We start from the raw sequence: 14,076 nt of genomic DNA, 5'->3' as shown, positions 1-14,076 counted from the left end.
GCGGGCCCCTCAATGGGTGCATTGTGGGCACCTGTTTTGTGTAGGACAGGGACTATGAAGAAACGTGTTGCCTTGGTGTTGGGGTCCGGCGGGGCCCGGGGTTACGCTCATATCGGCGTGATCGAGGAAATCGAACGACGCGGCTATGACATCGCCTGTATCGCCGGTTGTTCCATGGGCGCGGTAGTGGGCGGGATCTACGCCGCTGGCAAGCTGGACGACTATCGCAACTGGATCGAAAGCCTGGACTACCTCGATGTGTTGCGCCTGGTGGACGTGAGCTTTCGCCTGGGGGCGATTCGTGGCGAGAAAGTGTTCGGGCAGATCCGCAAGATCGTCGGCGAGATCAATATCGAAGACCTGCGCATCCCCTACACCGCCGTCGCCACCGACCTGACCAACCAGCAGGAAATCTGGTTCCAGGAAGGCTGCCTGCACCAGGCCATGCGCGCCTCGGCGGCAATCCCCAGCCTGTTTACCCCGGTGATGCAGGGCAACCGCATGCTGGTGGACGGCGGCCTGCTCAACCCGTTGCCGATCGTGCCGGTGGTGTCGAGCCATTGCGACCTGATCATCGCGGTCAACCTCAACGCCACCAACCAGAAGCACTACCATTTGCCGGTGATCCAGCGCCCGCCGGCGTTCAAGAGCCGCTTCAACAGCCTGGCCAAATCACTCGGTTCGCACCTGCCGTTTCGCCGCAAGCAGGCCGAACAGTTGATGAAACTCGAGCAGGAAGCACTGCAGGCCCACGCGGCGGAAATCAACCCGTGGCTGGAGTCGGCCGAGCCCGAATCCCAGCAGCCCGCCGCCGCGCCGGAAAAACCCGGCGCACCGAAGTCGGCCACCGGCTCTTTCATTATCGATAACGTCGGGCCGGCGTCGCTGCTGGACTTGATCAACCAGAGTTTCGAGGTAATGCAAACATCGCTGGCGCAGTACAAGATCGCCGGGTACCCGCCGGATGTGCTGATCAACGTGCCCAAGCGGGTGTGTCGGTTTTTCGAGTTTTACAAGGCGCCGGAGTTGATCGCGCTGGGGCGGGAGATTGCCAGCGATACGTTGGATCGGTATGAGAGTGAGCAGGGTTGAGAGTGGCGAAGAGGCCAGTCCAGCCGCAGCGGCACTCAGCTGCTTAGCAACCGATACCCCACCCCCGGCTCCGTCAGGATAAATCGCGGCTGGGTCGGGTCATCCGCCAGCTTCTGCCGCAGATGCCCCACCACGATACGCAGATAGTGGCTGTCCTCGGTGTGGGTCGGGCCCCAGATGTCCTTGAGCAGTTGCTGCTGGGTGATCACCCGCCCCGGATGGCGCGCCAGTTGCGCCAGCACCGCGTACTCCTTGCGTGTCAACGCCACTTCGGCGCCGTCAAGCAATACCCGGCGATAGGCCAGGTCCACGGTGAGCGAACCGAAGCGCAACGCGGCTTCCTGAGCCTCGCCTGCCGGCGCCTGGCGCAACAACGCGCGGATACGGGCGAGGAACTCCTGGATGCCGAACGGTTTGGTCACGTAGTCGTTGGCGCCACTGTCCAGGGCTTCGACTTTCTGCCCTTCGCTGGCGCGGACCGACAGCACCAGCACCGGCACGGTGGACCATTCGCGAAACTCGCGCAGCACCTGTTGGCCGTCCATGTCCGGCAGGTCAAGGTCGAGCACCAGCAAGTCCGGCTTGTTCAGCGCCGCCTGGGCCAGGCCCTCGGTGCCAGTGCCGGCCTCGATCACTTTGTAGCCTTGGGAAGCCAGGCTGATGCGCAGAAACTTGCGGATCTGCGGCTCATCATCAATGACCAAAATAGTCGCGGTCTGGCTCATGGCGTCCAATCATAAATCGTCGAGAACACAGGGTATCTCACGCCTCACGCTCTAGGCCAGGTTGTGCCGGCAAAGGCAGAAACAAGGTGATGCAGGTGCCGCGTCCGTCGATGCCATCGGCCACGCGGATATGCCCGCCGTGCGCGCCAACCATGCCCTGGCAGATTGCCAGGCCCAGGCCCGTGCCCTGCCCGCCCCGGTCACCCCGAGCGGCGGTATAGAACATATCGAAAATCTTCGCGCGTTCATCTTCGGGAATCCCCGGCCCCTCATCGGCCACGGCGAAAAACAGCTGATCGTCCGCGACGCCGGCGCTCAACTGCAAGCGGCCTTGAACCGGTGAAAAGCGCGCGGCGTTTTCCAGCACGTTGACCAGCGCCTGTTCGATCAGCGCCGCGTGCACATACAGCAACGGCAGTTCCGCTGGCACATCGGTGATCACCTGCAACGGCGCCAGCACCGCGCGCAGACGGCCAAGGGCGCTGCCGACGATATCGCCCGGCGACACCCAGTCGCGCGCCAGCTTGAGTGCGCCGTGCCCCAGGCGGGTCATGTCGAGCAGGTTCTGGATATAGCGGTCCAGGCGCTCGGCCTCATCGCGGGTGCCTTCCAGCAGTTCGCGGCGATCGTTCAGAGGAATCGCTTCGCCGAGCGCCAGCAGGCTGTCGATGCTACCGCGCATGGAGGTCAACGGCGTGCGCAAGTCGTGGGACACCGAGGCGAGCAAGGCGCTGCGCAGTTGCTCGGTTTCGCCATGCAAGCGCGCGGATTCGAGCTCCTGCGCCAACTGCGCGCGGGCCAGGGCCTGCGCCAGCGGTTGGCTCAAGGCCGTGAGCAAGCGTCGACGCTGGCCGCTCAGTTCCAGGCCCGGCTTGGCACTCACACCGAGCAAGCCCAGCGGGCCTTCTTCGCCCGACAACGGCCACCACCACCAACGCCCAAACGGCAAGGTGCCAGTGCCCCGGCCTGCCGGCTGGTCATGTTGCCAGGCCCAGTCGGCGGCGGCGCGCTCGGCTTCGGTGAACGTCAGCGGGCCGCCGGTTTCGACCGTCCAGCCGCCCTGCCCGTCGCGATTGACCAGGCACAGATCGAGGTCGCTCCACCCCTGCAGGTGCAGGGTCGCCGCGCTGATCACCGCCTGGCGATCGGTGGCGGCGGTCAGCTTGCGGGACAGGTCCAGCAGTTCGCTGGTTTCTTCCTGGGTATCGCGCAGCGCCTGCAATTGCTGGCGCTGCCGCGCGGCCAGGTTGCCGGTGAGCGCGGCCATCAACAGGAAGAACAACAGCGTCAGCACGTCTTCTTCGCGCTGGATGGCGAAAGAGAAATTCGGCGGGATAAACAGAAAGTCGTAAGCCATGAAGGAGAACGCGGCACACACCAGCGACGGCCCAAGGCTGCTGCGTACCGCCACCAGCAACACAGCGGCAAGAAACACCAGTGAGATGTTCGGCAACGGCATCACACTGGACACCCCCCAGGCCACGGCCGCCGCCACCAGAGTCGCCACCACCGCCAGGGCGTAATCGAACCAGCGCAGCCCCATCACCTGCGGCAAGCGCGGCGGCGCGGGCAACTCGTCGCTGTCGAGCACATTGATTTCCAGGCCCCGCGCCTGGCGCAGCAGGCGTACGGCCAGCCCGCCCCCCAGCAGCCGGCGGCGCCAGCGCATCCGCGACTGCCCCACCAGCAGCAGGCTGGCTCGGCGTTCGGCGGCGTGCTGGATCAACGTCCTGGCCACCTCGCCGGCGCGCAACAACACCACCTCGCCGCCCAGGCGCTCGGCCAGTTGCTGCGCGTTTTGCAGACGCAGGCGCGACTGCTCATCCCGCGCCCGGCCGTTATCGATATGCACCAGGCTCCACGGCAAATGCCGGCGCTGGGCCACGCGACTGGCATGCCGTACCAGACGCTCGGCCTGCGCGTCGCCGTCCACGCCCACCAGCAAGCGGCCACGCACCGCCGGTGCGGCCTGGCCGAGTTGGCGATAGCCCTGGGCCAGGTCATCGTCGACATGGGCGGCGGCGGTTTGCATCGCCAGCTCGCGCAGGGCCATCAGGTTGGTCTGGGTAAAAAACGCATCGATGGCGGCGCGGGCCTGCTCCGGCACATAAACCTTGCCGTCGCGCAGGCGCTCGAGCAACTCACGGGACGGCAGGTCGATCAGCAGCAGTTCGTCGGCTTCCTGCAGCACCCAGTCCGGCAGGGTTTCACGCACATGCACGCCGGTGATGCCGCGCACTTGATCATTAAGGCTTTCCAGGTGCTGGACGTTGACTGTGGTGAACACGTCGATACCGGCCGCGAGCAACTCCTGAATATCCTGCCAGCGTTTTTCATGACGGCTGCCGGGCGCATTGCTGTGGGCCAGTTCATCCACCAGCACCAACGCGGGCCGGGCCGCGAGCAAGCCGTCGAGGTCCATTTCTTCGAGCATCACGCCGCGGTATTCGCTGCGCAGCAACGGTTGTTGCGGCAGGCCGCCGAGCAAGGCTTCGGTCTCGGCGCGGCCGTGGGTTTCAACCACCCCGGCGATCAGTCGCACGCCCTGGCGCAGTTGGGTATGGGCGGCCTGGAGCATGGCGTAGGTCTTGCCCACACCGGGCGCGGCACCGAGGAAAACTTTGAGTCGGCCACGGCCATCCCGGGGCAGATCGGCTAACAGGGCGTCGGCGCGGCCGGAGTCGCTCATGCTTCAGGGTTCCTTCAGGTGTTTAGGGAGGGGCTTTTATAGCCTTATCGCGGGCAAGCCCTAATGCCGTTCAGTTAAGCGCAGATTCCCTGTGGCGAGCAGGCTTGTCCTGCGTTGGGCTGCGCAGCAGCCCCAAAGCCAGGCGCTGAGCCGTATCAGGTACACCGCGTTTTGCTCGATTGGGGGCGCTTCGCACCCCAACGCGGGGCAAGCCCGCTCGCCACAATAAGCCCACACATTTTCCTTAACTGAACGGCATTAGGGCTTGCCCGCGATGACGGGCGCTGCCTACAACTTTTCCAGGGCCATGTTCAGGGCCAGGACATTCACCACCGGCGGGCCCACCAACGGGCTTTCGATGTGTTCATCCAGCAAGCGCTGCAAGGTCGCCACCGGCACATTTCGCGCCGCGGCCACCCGCGCCAGTTGATAGGCAATCGCCGGCGGTGGCAAGTGCGGATCCAGGCCGCTGCCGGAGGTGGTCAGCGAGGCCAGCGGCACCGGGCCCTGGCCTGGCACCTGCTGTTTGGTCGCGTCGTCGAACACGCGCGTAGCCAGCGCCGGGTTGCTTGGGCCCAGATTACTGGCGCTGCTGGATACCGTGGCGAAAGCCCCGGCCGAAGGCCGTGGGTGGAACCAGCCGTCGCCGGTAAAGTCCTGGGCGATCAGGCTGGAGCCGCGCACCTTGCCGCTGGCATCACGCACCAGACTGCCGTTGGCCTGGGCGGGGAACGCCACTTGGGCCACTCCGGTGACCACCAGCGGATAGGCGACGCCGGTGATCAGGGTCATCAGAACCAGCAGGCTCAAGGCCGGGCGGATCATGTTAGTCATGGTCAAATCCTCACTAAGTCGGGAAGGCGAGCGTTACACCAGGTGCAACGCCGTCAGCAGCATGTCGATCGCCTTGATGCCCACGAACGGCACCAGCAGGCCGCCCAGGCCATAGATCAGCAGGTTGCGCCGCAGCAACGCCGCCGCACTCGCCGCCTGCACGCGCACACCGCGCAGGGCCAGGGGAATCAGCACCACGATGATCAGCGCGTTGAACACAATCGCCGAAAGGATCGCGCTCTGCGGGCTCTGCAGGTGCATCACGTTGAGCACGCCCAACTGCGGGTAGATCGCGGCGAACAGCGCGGGCAGGATGGCGAAGTACTTGGCCACGTCGTTGGCGATGGAGAACGTCGTCAGCGCGCCTCGGGTCACCAGCAATTCCTTGCCGATCTGCACCACGTCCAGCAGCTTGGTGGGGTCGCTGTCGAGGTCGACCATGTTGGCCGCTTCACGGGCGGCCTGGGTGCCATCGTTCATCGCCATGCCGACGTCTGCCTGGGCCAGCGCCGGAGCGTCGTTGGCACCGTCGCCGCACATGGCAACCAGACGCCCGTCATTTTGCTCGAGGCGGATGCGGGCGAGTTTTTTCTCCGGGGTGGCCTCGGCCAGCACATCGTCCACGCCGGCTTCGGCGGCAATCGCGGCGGCCGTCAGCGGGTTGTCACCGGTGACCATCACGGTGCGGATGCCCAGCTTGCGCAGCTCGGCGAAACGCTCGCGGATACCGGGCTTGACCACGTCCTTGAGGTGGATCGCGCCGAGCAGTTTGCCGTCGGCGCACACCAGCAACGGCGTGCCACCGCTCTGGGCGATCTTGTCGATTTCCCGCGAGAGCGCCGGTAACAGGTCACTGCGTTGCAGGCCGATAAACGCCAGCAACGAATCCACCGCGCCTTTGCGAAATACGCGGCCCTGGTAGTCGACACCGGACAGACGGGTTTCGGCACTGAACGGCACGGCGGTCAATTCATCCAGCGACGGCTCCGCCTGGGGGTGCAAGGCGCGCAGGTATTCGACGATGGATTTGCCCTCCGCCGTGTCATCCGCCAGGGACGCGAACAAGGCACCTTCGGCCACCTCGCGGCCACTGACGCCTGGCGCGGCGACCACCGCCGAGCACCGGCGGTTGCCGAACGTAATGGTGCCGGTCTTGTCCAGCAACAACACATGCACGTCACCCGCCGCTTCCACGGCGCGGCCGGACTTGGCGATCACATTGAGGCGCACCAGACGGTCCATGCCGGCGATACCGATGGCCGACAACAAGCCGCCAATGGTGGTAGGAATCAGCGTCACCAGCAGTGCGACGAGGAACACCAGGGGCAAGCTGCCATTGGCAAAGTGGGCAAACGGCTGCAGGGTGACCACGACCATCAGGAATATCAGGGTCAGGCCAATCAGCAGGATGTCCAGTGCCACTTCGTTAGGGGTTTTCTGGCGCTTGGCGCCTTCCACGAGGGCAATCATGCGGTCCAGGGTGGATTCACCGGGGTTGGCAGTAATACGCACCAGCAGCCAGTCGGACACCAGCCGCGTATTGCCGGTGACGGCCGAACGGTCGCCGCCGGATTCGCGGATGACCGGGGCGGATTCGCCAGTGATCGCGGCTTCGTTGACTGCGGCGATCCCTTCGATGACTTCACCGTCGCCGGGGATCATTTCGCCGACGACCACGCGCACCACGTCGCCCTTGCGCAGGCTGGCAGCGGGTACCATCTTGAAGGTGCCATCGGCCTCTTTGCGCCGTGCGCCGAGGCCTTCACTGCCGGCCTTGAGGCTGTCGGCGCGGGCCTTGCCACGGCCTTCGGCCAGCGCTTCGGCGAAGTTGGCGAACAGCACAGTGAACCACAGCCACAGCGCAATCTGCGCAGCGACAAAGGTGGGCACGGCGGTGTCGGGCACGAAACACAGCACGGTGGTAAGGATGGCAGTCAATTCGACCACCAGCATCACTGGCGAGCGTTGCAACTGCCGTGGGTCGAGCTTGACGAAGGCCTGGACCAGCGCCGGGCGCCACAGCGCGGAGATTGCGGTTTTGGCGGGTTCCTGGGGTTTGACCGGGGCCGCGTTGTTTGCAGGCATATTCATTTTCATATCCCTCAGAAGCCCATGCTCAGGTGTTCAGCGATAGGGCCCAATGCCAGCGTCGGCAGGAACGTCAGGCCGCCCACCAGCAAAATGGTCACGGTCAACAGCGTCACGAACAGCGGGCCGTGGGTGGGAAAGCTGTTCTGGCCAATCGGCGCGGTCTTCTTCATCGCCAGGCTGCCGGCCAGGGCCAGCACCGGGAGGATGTAGCCGAAGCGGCCGATCAACATGCCCAGGCTCAGCATCAGGTTATGGAATGGCGTGTTGCCACTGAAGCCGCCGAACGCCGAGCCGTTGTTGGCACTGGCCGAGGTGTAGGCGTAGAGCAACTGGCTGAAACCATGGGGTCCGGGGTTGCTGATTGCACCGGCCGGGCCTGGCAGGCTGGCGGCGATGGCGCCTAGCACCAGTACGCCAACCGGCATCACCAGCAGGGTCACCACGAGCAGTTGCACTTCCTTGGCCTGGAGTTTCTTGCCCAGGTATTCAGGGGTGCGGCCGATCATCAGGCCGGCGAGGAAGACTGCGATCAGCACGTTGAGCAGCATGCCGTACATACCGGCGCCAACGCCGCCGAAGATCACTTCGCCGACCATCATGTTGACCAGCGCCACCATCCCGCTCAACGGATTGAGGCTGTCCTGCATACCGTTGACCGAACCGTTGGACGCCGCCGTAGTCGTCACCGACCAGAGCACGGTACCGGTGGTGCCAAAGCGCGCTTCCTTGCCTTCCAGCGGTGCGGTCTGCTCCACGGCGGGGTTGTTCAGGGTCGGGTTGGGCTGGTATTCGGCCCACAGCGAGGTCGCGCCGCCGATCAGGAACAACGCGAGCATGCAGCCGAGGATCGCGCGGCTCTGGCGCAGGTCCTTGACGTAGTGGCCGAAGGTGAACACCAGCGCCACCGGAATAAGGATGATCGCCGCGAGCTCGAACAGGTTGGCCCAAGCGGTCGGGTCCTCGAACGGGTGCGCCGAGTTGACGCCGAAGAAACCGCCGCCGTTGGTGCCCAGTTGCTTGATCGCAATCTGGCTGGCCGCAGGACCCAAGGGGATCACTTGATCCGCGCCTTGCATTGTCACGGCATCGACGTAGTGGGCGAAGGTTTGCGGCACGCCCTGCCACACCAGGAACAGCGCCAGCACCAGGCACAACGGCAGCAGGCCGTAGAGGGTGGCGCGGGTCATGTCGACCCAGAAGTTACCCAATGTCGCGGTGGATTTGCGACCGATCCCACGGCAAAGAGCGACGAGGACTGCCAGCCCCGTGGCCGCACTGACGAAGTTCTGCACGGTCAGGCCGGCCATCTGACTGAGGTAGCTCAGGGACGCCTCACCGCTGTAGGACTGCCAATTGGTGTTGGTCATGAAACTGACCGCCGTGTTGAAGGCCAACGTCCACTCCTGACCCGGCAGTTTCTGCGGATTGAGCGGCAGGTAGTCCTGGAACAGCAGGATCGCGAACAACAGCAGAAAACCCGCGAGGTTGAACGCGAGCAAGGCCAGCGTGTATTTCTGCCAGCTCTGTTCCTGCTGTTCATCCACGCCGGACAGGCGATAGCAGGCTCTTTCCACCGGCCCCAGCACAGGGCTCAGCCAGGTGCGCTGGCCTTCCATCACCTTGTAGTAAAAACGCCCGAGCAAGGGTGCCGGTACCAGCACCACGGCAAAGAAGGCAATGATCAGCCAATAGTCATAACTGTGCATGCCCAACTCCTAGTTCCGATCCGCGCGTAACAGCGCAACCAGCAGATAAATGAACAGCGCCACGGCCAATAGCAGTGACACCCCGTCCAGAACGCTCATGGAAGTCTCTCCGTTGTGCGGCGAGTGCCGCGTGTGGGGCAATTGTCCGCAGGAGTGGTGTAAAGGAACGAGAGCGAGGCCGTGGGCGGGGCGTAAAGACGGCGTAAAGAGTGGGTTTATGCGGGGTTTACACCGCAGGTTTGCATTGCTTGAACGGGCCTCATCGCGGGCAAGCCCGACTCTCACATGGGGTCGCGTCTGACCTGCAGAAATGCGGTCAACTGTGGGAGCGGGCTTGCCCGCGAAAGCGTCAGCCCCATCACCGCCGCACTTATCTGGTGCTGTTCAAACAGGATTGAACGCCAAAACCATTCCCCACACGACAGTTGCCCCCCTTTACGACACGGTTCTCCTGACTGGCATGCCCGCTGCAACACCTTGAATCATTCCAAACCGTTCAAGGAGCGCAACAAAATGAACACACACCTCAAACCCACCTTGGGCACCCTGCATTTATGGGGTATCGCCGTCGGGCTGGTGATCTCCGGGGAATACTTCGGCTGGAGCTACGGCTGGGGCGTGGCCGGCACCCTCGGGTTCCTGGTGACGTCATTGATGGTCGCCGCGATGTACACCTGCTTCATCTTCAGTTTCACCGAACTCACTACCGCGATTCCTCATGCTGGCGGCCCCTTTGCCTACAGCCGCCGCGCCTTTGGTGAAAAAGGCGGTTTGATCGCCGGCCTCGCGACGCTGATCGAATTCGTGTTCGCGCCACCCGCCATCGCCCTGGCCATCGGCGCCTACCTGAACGTGCAGTTCCCGGCCCTGGACCCGAAGCACGCGGCGGTTGGCGCCTATATAGTGTTCATGGGCCTGAACATCCTTGGCGTGAAACTCGCCGCCACCTTCGAACTGGTGGTGTGCGTACTCGCCGTCGCCGAGCTGCTGGTGTTCATGGGCGTGGTCGCCCCCGCGTTCAGCTTCAGCAACTTCGCCCTCAATGGCTGGGCCGGGTCCGATACGTTCGGCGCACCGGCGATTGCCGGGATGTTTGCGGCGATCCCCTTCGCCATCTGGTTCTTCCTCGCCATCGAGGGCGCAGCCATGGCGGCCGAGGAAGCGAAAGATCCCAAGCGCACCATTCCAAAGGCCTACATCAGCGGCATCCTCACCCTGGTGATTCTGGCCATGGGCGTGATGTTCTTCGCCGGCGGTGTGGGTGACTGGCGCACCCTGGCGAACATCAACGACCCGCTGCCCCAAGCCATGAAAACCGTAGTGGGCGACAACTCCGGCTGGCTGCACATGCTGGTGTGGATCGGCCTGTTCGGCCTGGTGGCGAGCTTCCACGGCATCATCCTTGGCTACTCGCGGCAGTTCTTCGCCCTGGCACGCGCCGGTTACCTGCCCTCCTTCCTCGCCAAACTGTCGCGTTTTCAGACACCGCACCGCGCAATCATCGCCGGCGGCATCGTCGGCATCGCAGCCATCTACAGCGATGGCCTGATCAACCTCGGTGGCATGACCCTGACCGCCGCGATGATCACCATGGCCGTGTTCGGCGCCATCGTCATGTACATCATGAGCATGCTCAGCCTGTTCAAACTGCGTAAGACCGAACCCCTGCTGGAGCGCACCTTCCGCGCGCCGGGCTATCCCATCGTGCCGGGCATTGCGTTGGTGTTGGCGGTGGTGTGCCTGGTGGCCATGGCCTGGTTCAACACGTTGATCGGGCTGATCTTTCTCGGCTTCATGGCCGTTGGCTTCGTGTACTTCCAATTGACCGCACAAGACCGCGCCGATGCGCCGGCGGACGCAATGCTGACCGGCCTATAAGACGTGGGAGGCAGAACGGGCCTACACTGAACTACTCAGAAAGCCCGTCACTCAAAGCAGTTATTACCGTGGGAAAATTCTCCCACGGCGATCTGCCTCAAGGAGAGCGTTATGCCGTGGTATGCGTGGTTGATTATGGTAGTAGCGATCGGGTCGATCGTCGGTGGCCTCATGATGCTGCGTGACAGCGCCAACAAGGTGGAACTCACCGACGAACAACGCAAGCGCGTGGCCCAGCGCAATGCGCAAGCGGATGCCAAGGACGCGCAGGACCGCTGAACCGGGTTTACTCCCACTCCGCTCTGGCAATATGCAAACCGTGCTGACCTTTATAGGCAGCACGTTCCGGCTGGCTCCAGCCGCTCAGCAGCTCATCCTCCAGCCTGTAGATCTCAACGCCCAACGGACGACACACCGTCAGCGGGTCCTGCGCCTGCGGCCCCCACATCGGCAACGACAAATCTCCACCCGGGCACGTCGATAGCGCGCACAGCAGGTCAATCTCGGCGAAGAACTCAAGGTAGTCGCCCTTCTGCGCCGGGCAGGCTTTCATGAAATACAAGTCATCGTGATTGAGCCCGGTGCACTGGAAAATATTCAGCACGTCATGCACGTCGAATTCTGTCAGGCCGTGGGGCAATACTGCACGGGTCAGGTTCGAGTGGCAGTGATGATGGAAATCCTCGCCGGTCAGCATGCGATTCACATAGGGATCGCACCGCGTGCCGAGCAGATCGTGCAGGCGACCGCCGTGTTCATCGATACCGTAGCCGGCCAGGCTGTCGTCGGTGATGGTGACCAGGGGCCTTAGAAAAGGCAGGTTCGACCATAGTCGGTCGTGAGTGCTGACATGGGCGCCCTGCAATTGACGGGTGCGTGCCGCCCACAGGCGCTCGCGCGGGTCGTGGGCGTTCCAGAGGTTGAAGTCGCCTACTTGCGGGCCTACCGGAGTGGTGACGCGGAAGACATGACTGGCGGGGACGTTCCATGCGCGTCCCGTGCGGATTGGGACTTCGAATTGTTCGATCAGAGTGCGCTGATTCTTTTGATCACGAATGCGCTCATAGAACGCCGTGTCCACCTGCAATGCCGAACCTTCACTGACTTGGTGAGCGGCTGGATAGTCTTTGTACACGAGGAAACCTCCCAGGATGATCAAGTAAGGCCGACGACGCAGAGTTGCGCAAATAAAAAGACCGGTCAATGACCGGTCTTTCGCGCTATCCCCTTAGTTAATCAACAGCCTTTCACGATTCTTCTCCAGCAGCGCTTTGCCAATGCCTTTGACTTCAAGCAATTCGTCTACCGCTGTAAAAGGACCATTGCTTTCACGATAGGCGATGATCGCCCTGGCCTTTGCGGCGCCAATACCGAAGAGCTCACGACGCAGGGTTTCGGCATCAGCGGCATTGAGGTTGACCTTGGCAGCTTGATCAGTCTGGGTCATTTGGGCGGAGATGGGGGTTGGGGGTTCGGGCTTCAGGGACGGTGCTGCGTTGCTGGCAATGGAGAGAGTGCTGAGAAAGGCGAAGATCAGAGACGAGATATAGGTGTTTTGCATCGGTGACGCTCCATGACATCGTTGAGAGAAAAGCAGCTTTTCCGAAGCTGCTTTTCTAACTTAGGCGATGATTGGAAGGTGTCAAAAGTGGGTGCGTAACAGGGTGTGAAAGAGCGATTATCCAGTCTCAGGAAACACTCATGGACACACATGCCTGACAGGGTTTCGCAGGGTGCCCCCGTCAGGGCACGATACTGAATCGACTCCAACGCCTGTCAATCGAAGGTAAATGCGTCATCAAGACTTGAAACGAACCTTATTCGATAGCCTGGGTCTGGTCACTTGGGGAGTGAACGAGGGCCTCTATCCGGCATGTTGAACACCGCTCCCTGGCGACCGATGCAATACGGACAAGCGACACAGAATTAAGGCGCAGAAAACGTACTTTATGCACCGTCAGACACTCAGTGTTCCCGCAGAGAAGAACCTGAGTCAAAACTTTGTTTATGTTGGGTGAGCGCCAAATAAAGCCAAGTCGTGGAGAGCGGACATCACCGGCACTTGGCTCCAGTAAGCGATGCACGGGGCGCTGGCCGAGGCCACGCCGGGATAAACCTGCAAGGAGATTTTCGCCACGGCAATCAGTACACTAGGCCCTGTGAAGACTCCCGGGGCGCGCACCGGACGCGAAAACAGCCTCGGAGCGTCGTTCTGCAATGCCACAATGCCAAACTGCCAAGAAAATAAACCGGTCAGTTTTTTCAAGGACTCATCCACAGCAGGAACCTTCGCGTACAAAGGCTCAAATTGTTGAATTTTTTTCCATCTTTTGTGTAGCATATTAATAATATATAGATGACATTGAATAGGGAGGTCGAAAATGGCGAAGGGTAAAAAGTTAGTAATCATCGGCGCTGGAGAAATGGCTATGATTGCTTATGAGTACTTTACATATGATTCGGAGTATGAGGTTTCTGGTTTCGCCGTTGAGCGGGAATACCTGACAGAAACAACACTCTATGACCTACCTGTCGTGCCTTTCGAAAATATAGAAGATCACTTCCCACCGGATGCACACGATGCATTTGTCGCAATCCCCGCGTCGCAACTGAATCGTTTGCGTACTCGACTGTACAACGAGACGAAATCAAAAAATTACAAATGTGCAACCTATATCAGTTCTAAAGCTTTCGTCTGGCGGAATGTAAAGATAGGCGATAACTGCTTTATTTTCGAAAGCAATACGGTCCAACCGTTTGTGGAAATCGGAAATAACGTTGTGCTGTGGAGCGGCAACCACATCGGCCACAGAACAGTAATCGAGGATAACTGCTTCCTGTCCTCGCATGTTGTCGTTTCCGGTTACTGTGTAATAGGCAGTGGCAGTTTCATAGGCGTCAACGCTACCATCAATGATCGGATAACGATTGCTCGCGACTGCATCGTTGCTTCCGGAGCATTAGTATCAAAAAGCTTAAAAGAGCCAGAACGTATCTATTACGGTGCGCCGGCTAAAGAAATGCCAAAGAAAAGTTCATTCAGCGTAAAGTTGTAGGTGAA

At 61.7% G+C, this 14,076-nt stretch carries 13 protein-coding genes; 4 read left to right on the top strand and 9 right to left on the bottom strand.

Translation table 11 applies throughout. The annotated features are described in order from the left end of the window. Positions 1-54 precede the first annotated feature (54 nt). Positions 55-1,092: a patatin-like phospholipase family protein gene (locus VRB54_RS07475; protein ID WP_057009638.1), complete on the top strand. Its 1,038-nt coding sequence runs from the start codon at positions 55-57 to the stop codon at positions 1,090-1,092. 35 nt (positions 1,093-1,127) lie between these two features. Here VRB54_RS07475 and VRB54_RS07470 read toward each other — a convergent pair whose 3' ends face one another. The 6 genes from VRB54_RS07470 to kdpF all read right to left on the bottom strand — a co-directional run bounded on the left by VRB54_RS07470 (position 1,128) and on the right by kdpF (position 9,236). Continuing rightward, a complete protein-coding gene (locus VRB54_RS07470) occupies positions 1,128-1,817 on the bottom strand; it encodes a response regulator (protein WP_338480183.1) in 690 nt (229 codons plus the stop codon). A gap of 37 nt (positions 1,818-1,854) precedes the next feature. After that, positions 1,855-4,506, bottom strand: coding sequence for a sensor histidine kinase KdpD (locus VRB54_RS07465; RefSeq protein ID WP_338480182.1), 2,652 nt, complete (start codon positions 4,504-4,506; stop codon positions 1,855-1,857). Positions 4,507-4,794: 288 nt separating this feature from the next. Then, the gene (gene kdpC, locus VRB54_RS07460) at positions 4,795-5,340 is read right to left on the bottom strand and encodes a potassium-transporting ATPase subunit KdpC (protein ID WP_057009635.1); all 546 of its coding nucleotides are present in this window, start codon (positions 5,338-5,340) and stop codon (positions 4,795-4,797) included. A 33-nt stretch (positions 5,341-5,373) separates the two neighbouring features. After that, on the bottom strand, positions 5,374-7,431 hold the full coding sequence (kdpB, locus tag VRB54_RS07455) for a potassium-transporting ATPase subunit KdpB (RefSeq protein WP_209980427.1): 2,058 nt from the start codon (positions 7,429-7,431) through the stop codon (positions 5,374-5,376). Between the two features lie 11 nt (positions 7,432-7,442). Beyond that, entirely contained in the window at positions 7,443-9,137 is a 1,695-nt protein-coding gene (gene kdpA, locus VRB54_RS07450) for a potassium-transporting ATPase subunit KdpA (protein WP_338480181.1), read from the bottom strand. A 9-nt stretch (positions 9,138-9,146) separates the two neighbouring features. Then, positions 9,147-9,236 carry a K(+)-transporting ATPase subunit F gene (gene kdpF, locus VRB54_RS07445; protein ID WP_003218754.1) on the bottom strand — a complete coding sequence of 30 codons (90 nt, stop codon included), beginning with the start codon at positions 9,234-9,236 and terminating at the stop codon, positions 9,147-9,149. Between the two features lie 414 nt (positions 9,237-9,650). Here kdpF and eat point away from each other — a divergent pair, with 414 nt between their 5' ends. Both eat and VRB54_RS07435 read left to right on the top strand, forming a co-directional pair. Then, positions 9,651-11,015, top strand: a complete 1,365-nt coding sequence (gene eat, locus VRB54_RS07440; RefSeq protein ID WP_338480180.1) for an ethanolamine permease — start codon at positions 9,651-9,653, stop codon at positions 11,013-11,015. Between the two features lie 111 nt (positions 11,016-11,126). Beyond that, positions 11,127-11,294 (top strand): DUF2897 family protein, encoded by a 168-nt coding sequence (locus VRB54_RS07435; RefSeq protein ID WP_069665401.1) that lies wholly within the window; start codon positions 11,127-11,129, stop codon positions 11,292-11,294. A 7-nt stretch (positions 11,295-11,301) separates the two neighbouring features. On the opposite strand, the gene VRB54_RS07430 is transcribed toward VRB54_RS07435, so the two are convergent. The 3 genes from VRB54_RS07430 to VRB54_RS07420 all read right to left on the bottom strand — a co-directional run bounded on the left by VRB54_RS07430 (position 11,302) and on the right by VRB54_RS07420 (position 13,281). Beyond that, positions 11,302-12,150, bottom strand: a complete 849-nt coding sequence (locus VRB54_RS07430) for an urea carboxylase-associated family protein (protein ID WP_338480179.1) — start codon at positions 12,148-12,150, stop codon at positions 11,302-11,304. Positions 12,151-12,243: 93 nt separating this feature from the next. Then, on the bottom strand, positions 12,244-12,576 hold the full coding sequence (locus tag VRB54_RS07425) for a ComEA family DNA-binding protein (RefSeq protein WP_338480178.1): 333 nt from the start codon (positions 12,574-12,576) through the stop codon (positions 12,244-12,246). Positions 12,577-13,020: 444 nt separating this feature from the next. Further along, a complete protein-coding gene (locus VRB54_RS07420; RefSeq protein ID WP_338480177.1) occupies positions 13,021-13,281 on the bottom strand; it encodes a hypothetical protein in 261 nt (86 codons plus the stop codon). A gap of 115 nt (positions 13,282-13,396) precedes the next feature. On the opposite strand from VRB54_RS07420, the gene VRB54_RS07415 reads away from it, so the two are divergent. Continuing rightward, a complete protein-coding gene (locus tag VRB54_RS07415) occupies positions 13,397-14,071 on the top strand; it encodes an acetyltransferase (RefSeq protein WP_338480176.1) in 675 nt (224 codons plus the stop codon). Positions 14,072-14,076: the final 5 nt, after the last annotated feature.

The organism is Pseudomonas trivialis, from assembly GCF_036864995.1.
Lineage (GTDB): Bacteria > Pseudomonadota > Gammaproteobacteria > Pseudomonadales > Pseudomonadaceae > Aquipseudomonas > Aquipseudomonas trivialis.
This window is presented reverse-complemented; position numbering and strand designations above follow the sequence as displayed.

Bases quoted from the DNA above. Each gene is read 5' to 3' on its own strand.
- kdpC (WP_057009635.1), bottom strand. From the start codon at position 5,340: ATGACTAACATGATCCGCCCGGCCTTGAGCCTGCTGGTTCTGATGACC.
- VRB54_RS07435 (WP_069665401.1), top strand. From the start codon at position 11,127: ATGCCGTGGTATGCGTGGTTGATTATGGTAGTAGCGATCGGGTCGATC.
- VRB54_RS07470 (WP_338480183.1), bottom strand. From the start codon at position 1,817: ATGAGCCAGACCGCGACTATTTTGGTCATTGATGATGAGCCGCAGATC.
- VRB54_RS07425 (WP_338480178.1), bottom strand. From the start codon at position 12,576: ATGCAAAACACCTATATCTCGTCTCTGATCTTCGCCTTTCTCAGCACT.
- kdpA (WP_338480181.1), bottom strand. From the start codon at position 9,137: ATGCACAGTTATGACTATTGGCTGATCATTGCCTTCTTTGCCGTGGTG.
- kdpF (WP_003218754.1), bottom strand. From the start codon at position 9,236: ATGAGCGTTCTGGACGGGGTGTCACTGCTATTGGCCGTGGCGCTGTTC.
- VRB54_RS07415 (WP_338480176.1), top strand. From the start codon at position 13,397: ATGGCGAAGGGTAAAAAGTTAGTAATCATCGGCGCTGGAGAAATGGCT.
- kdpB (WP_209980427.1), bottom strand. From the start codon at position 7,431: ATGAATATGCCTGCAAACAACGCGGCCCCGGTCAAACCCCAGGAACCC.
- eat (WP_338480180.1), top strand. From the start codon at position 9,651: ATGAACACACACCTCAAACCCACCTTGGGCACCCTGCATTTATGGGGT.
- VRB54_RS07465 (WP_338480182.1), bottom strand. From the start codon at position 4,506: ATGAGCGACTCCGGCCGCGCCGACGCCCTGTTAGCCGATCTGCCCCGG.
- VRB54_RS07475 (WP_057009638.1), top strand. From the start codon at position 55: ATGAAGAAACGTGTTGCCTTGGTGTTGGGGTCCGGCGGGGCCCGGGGT.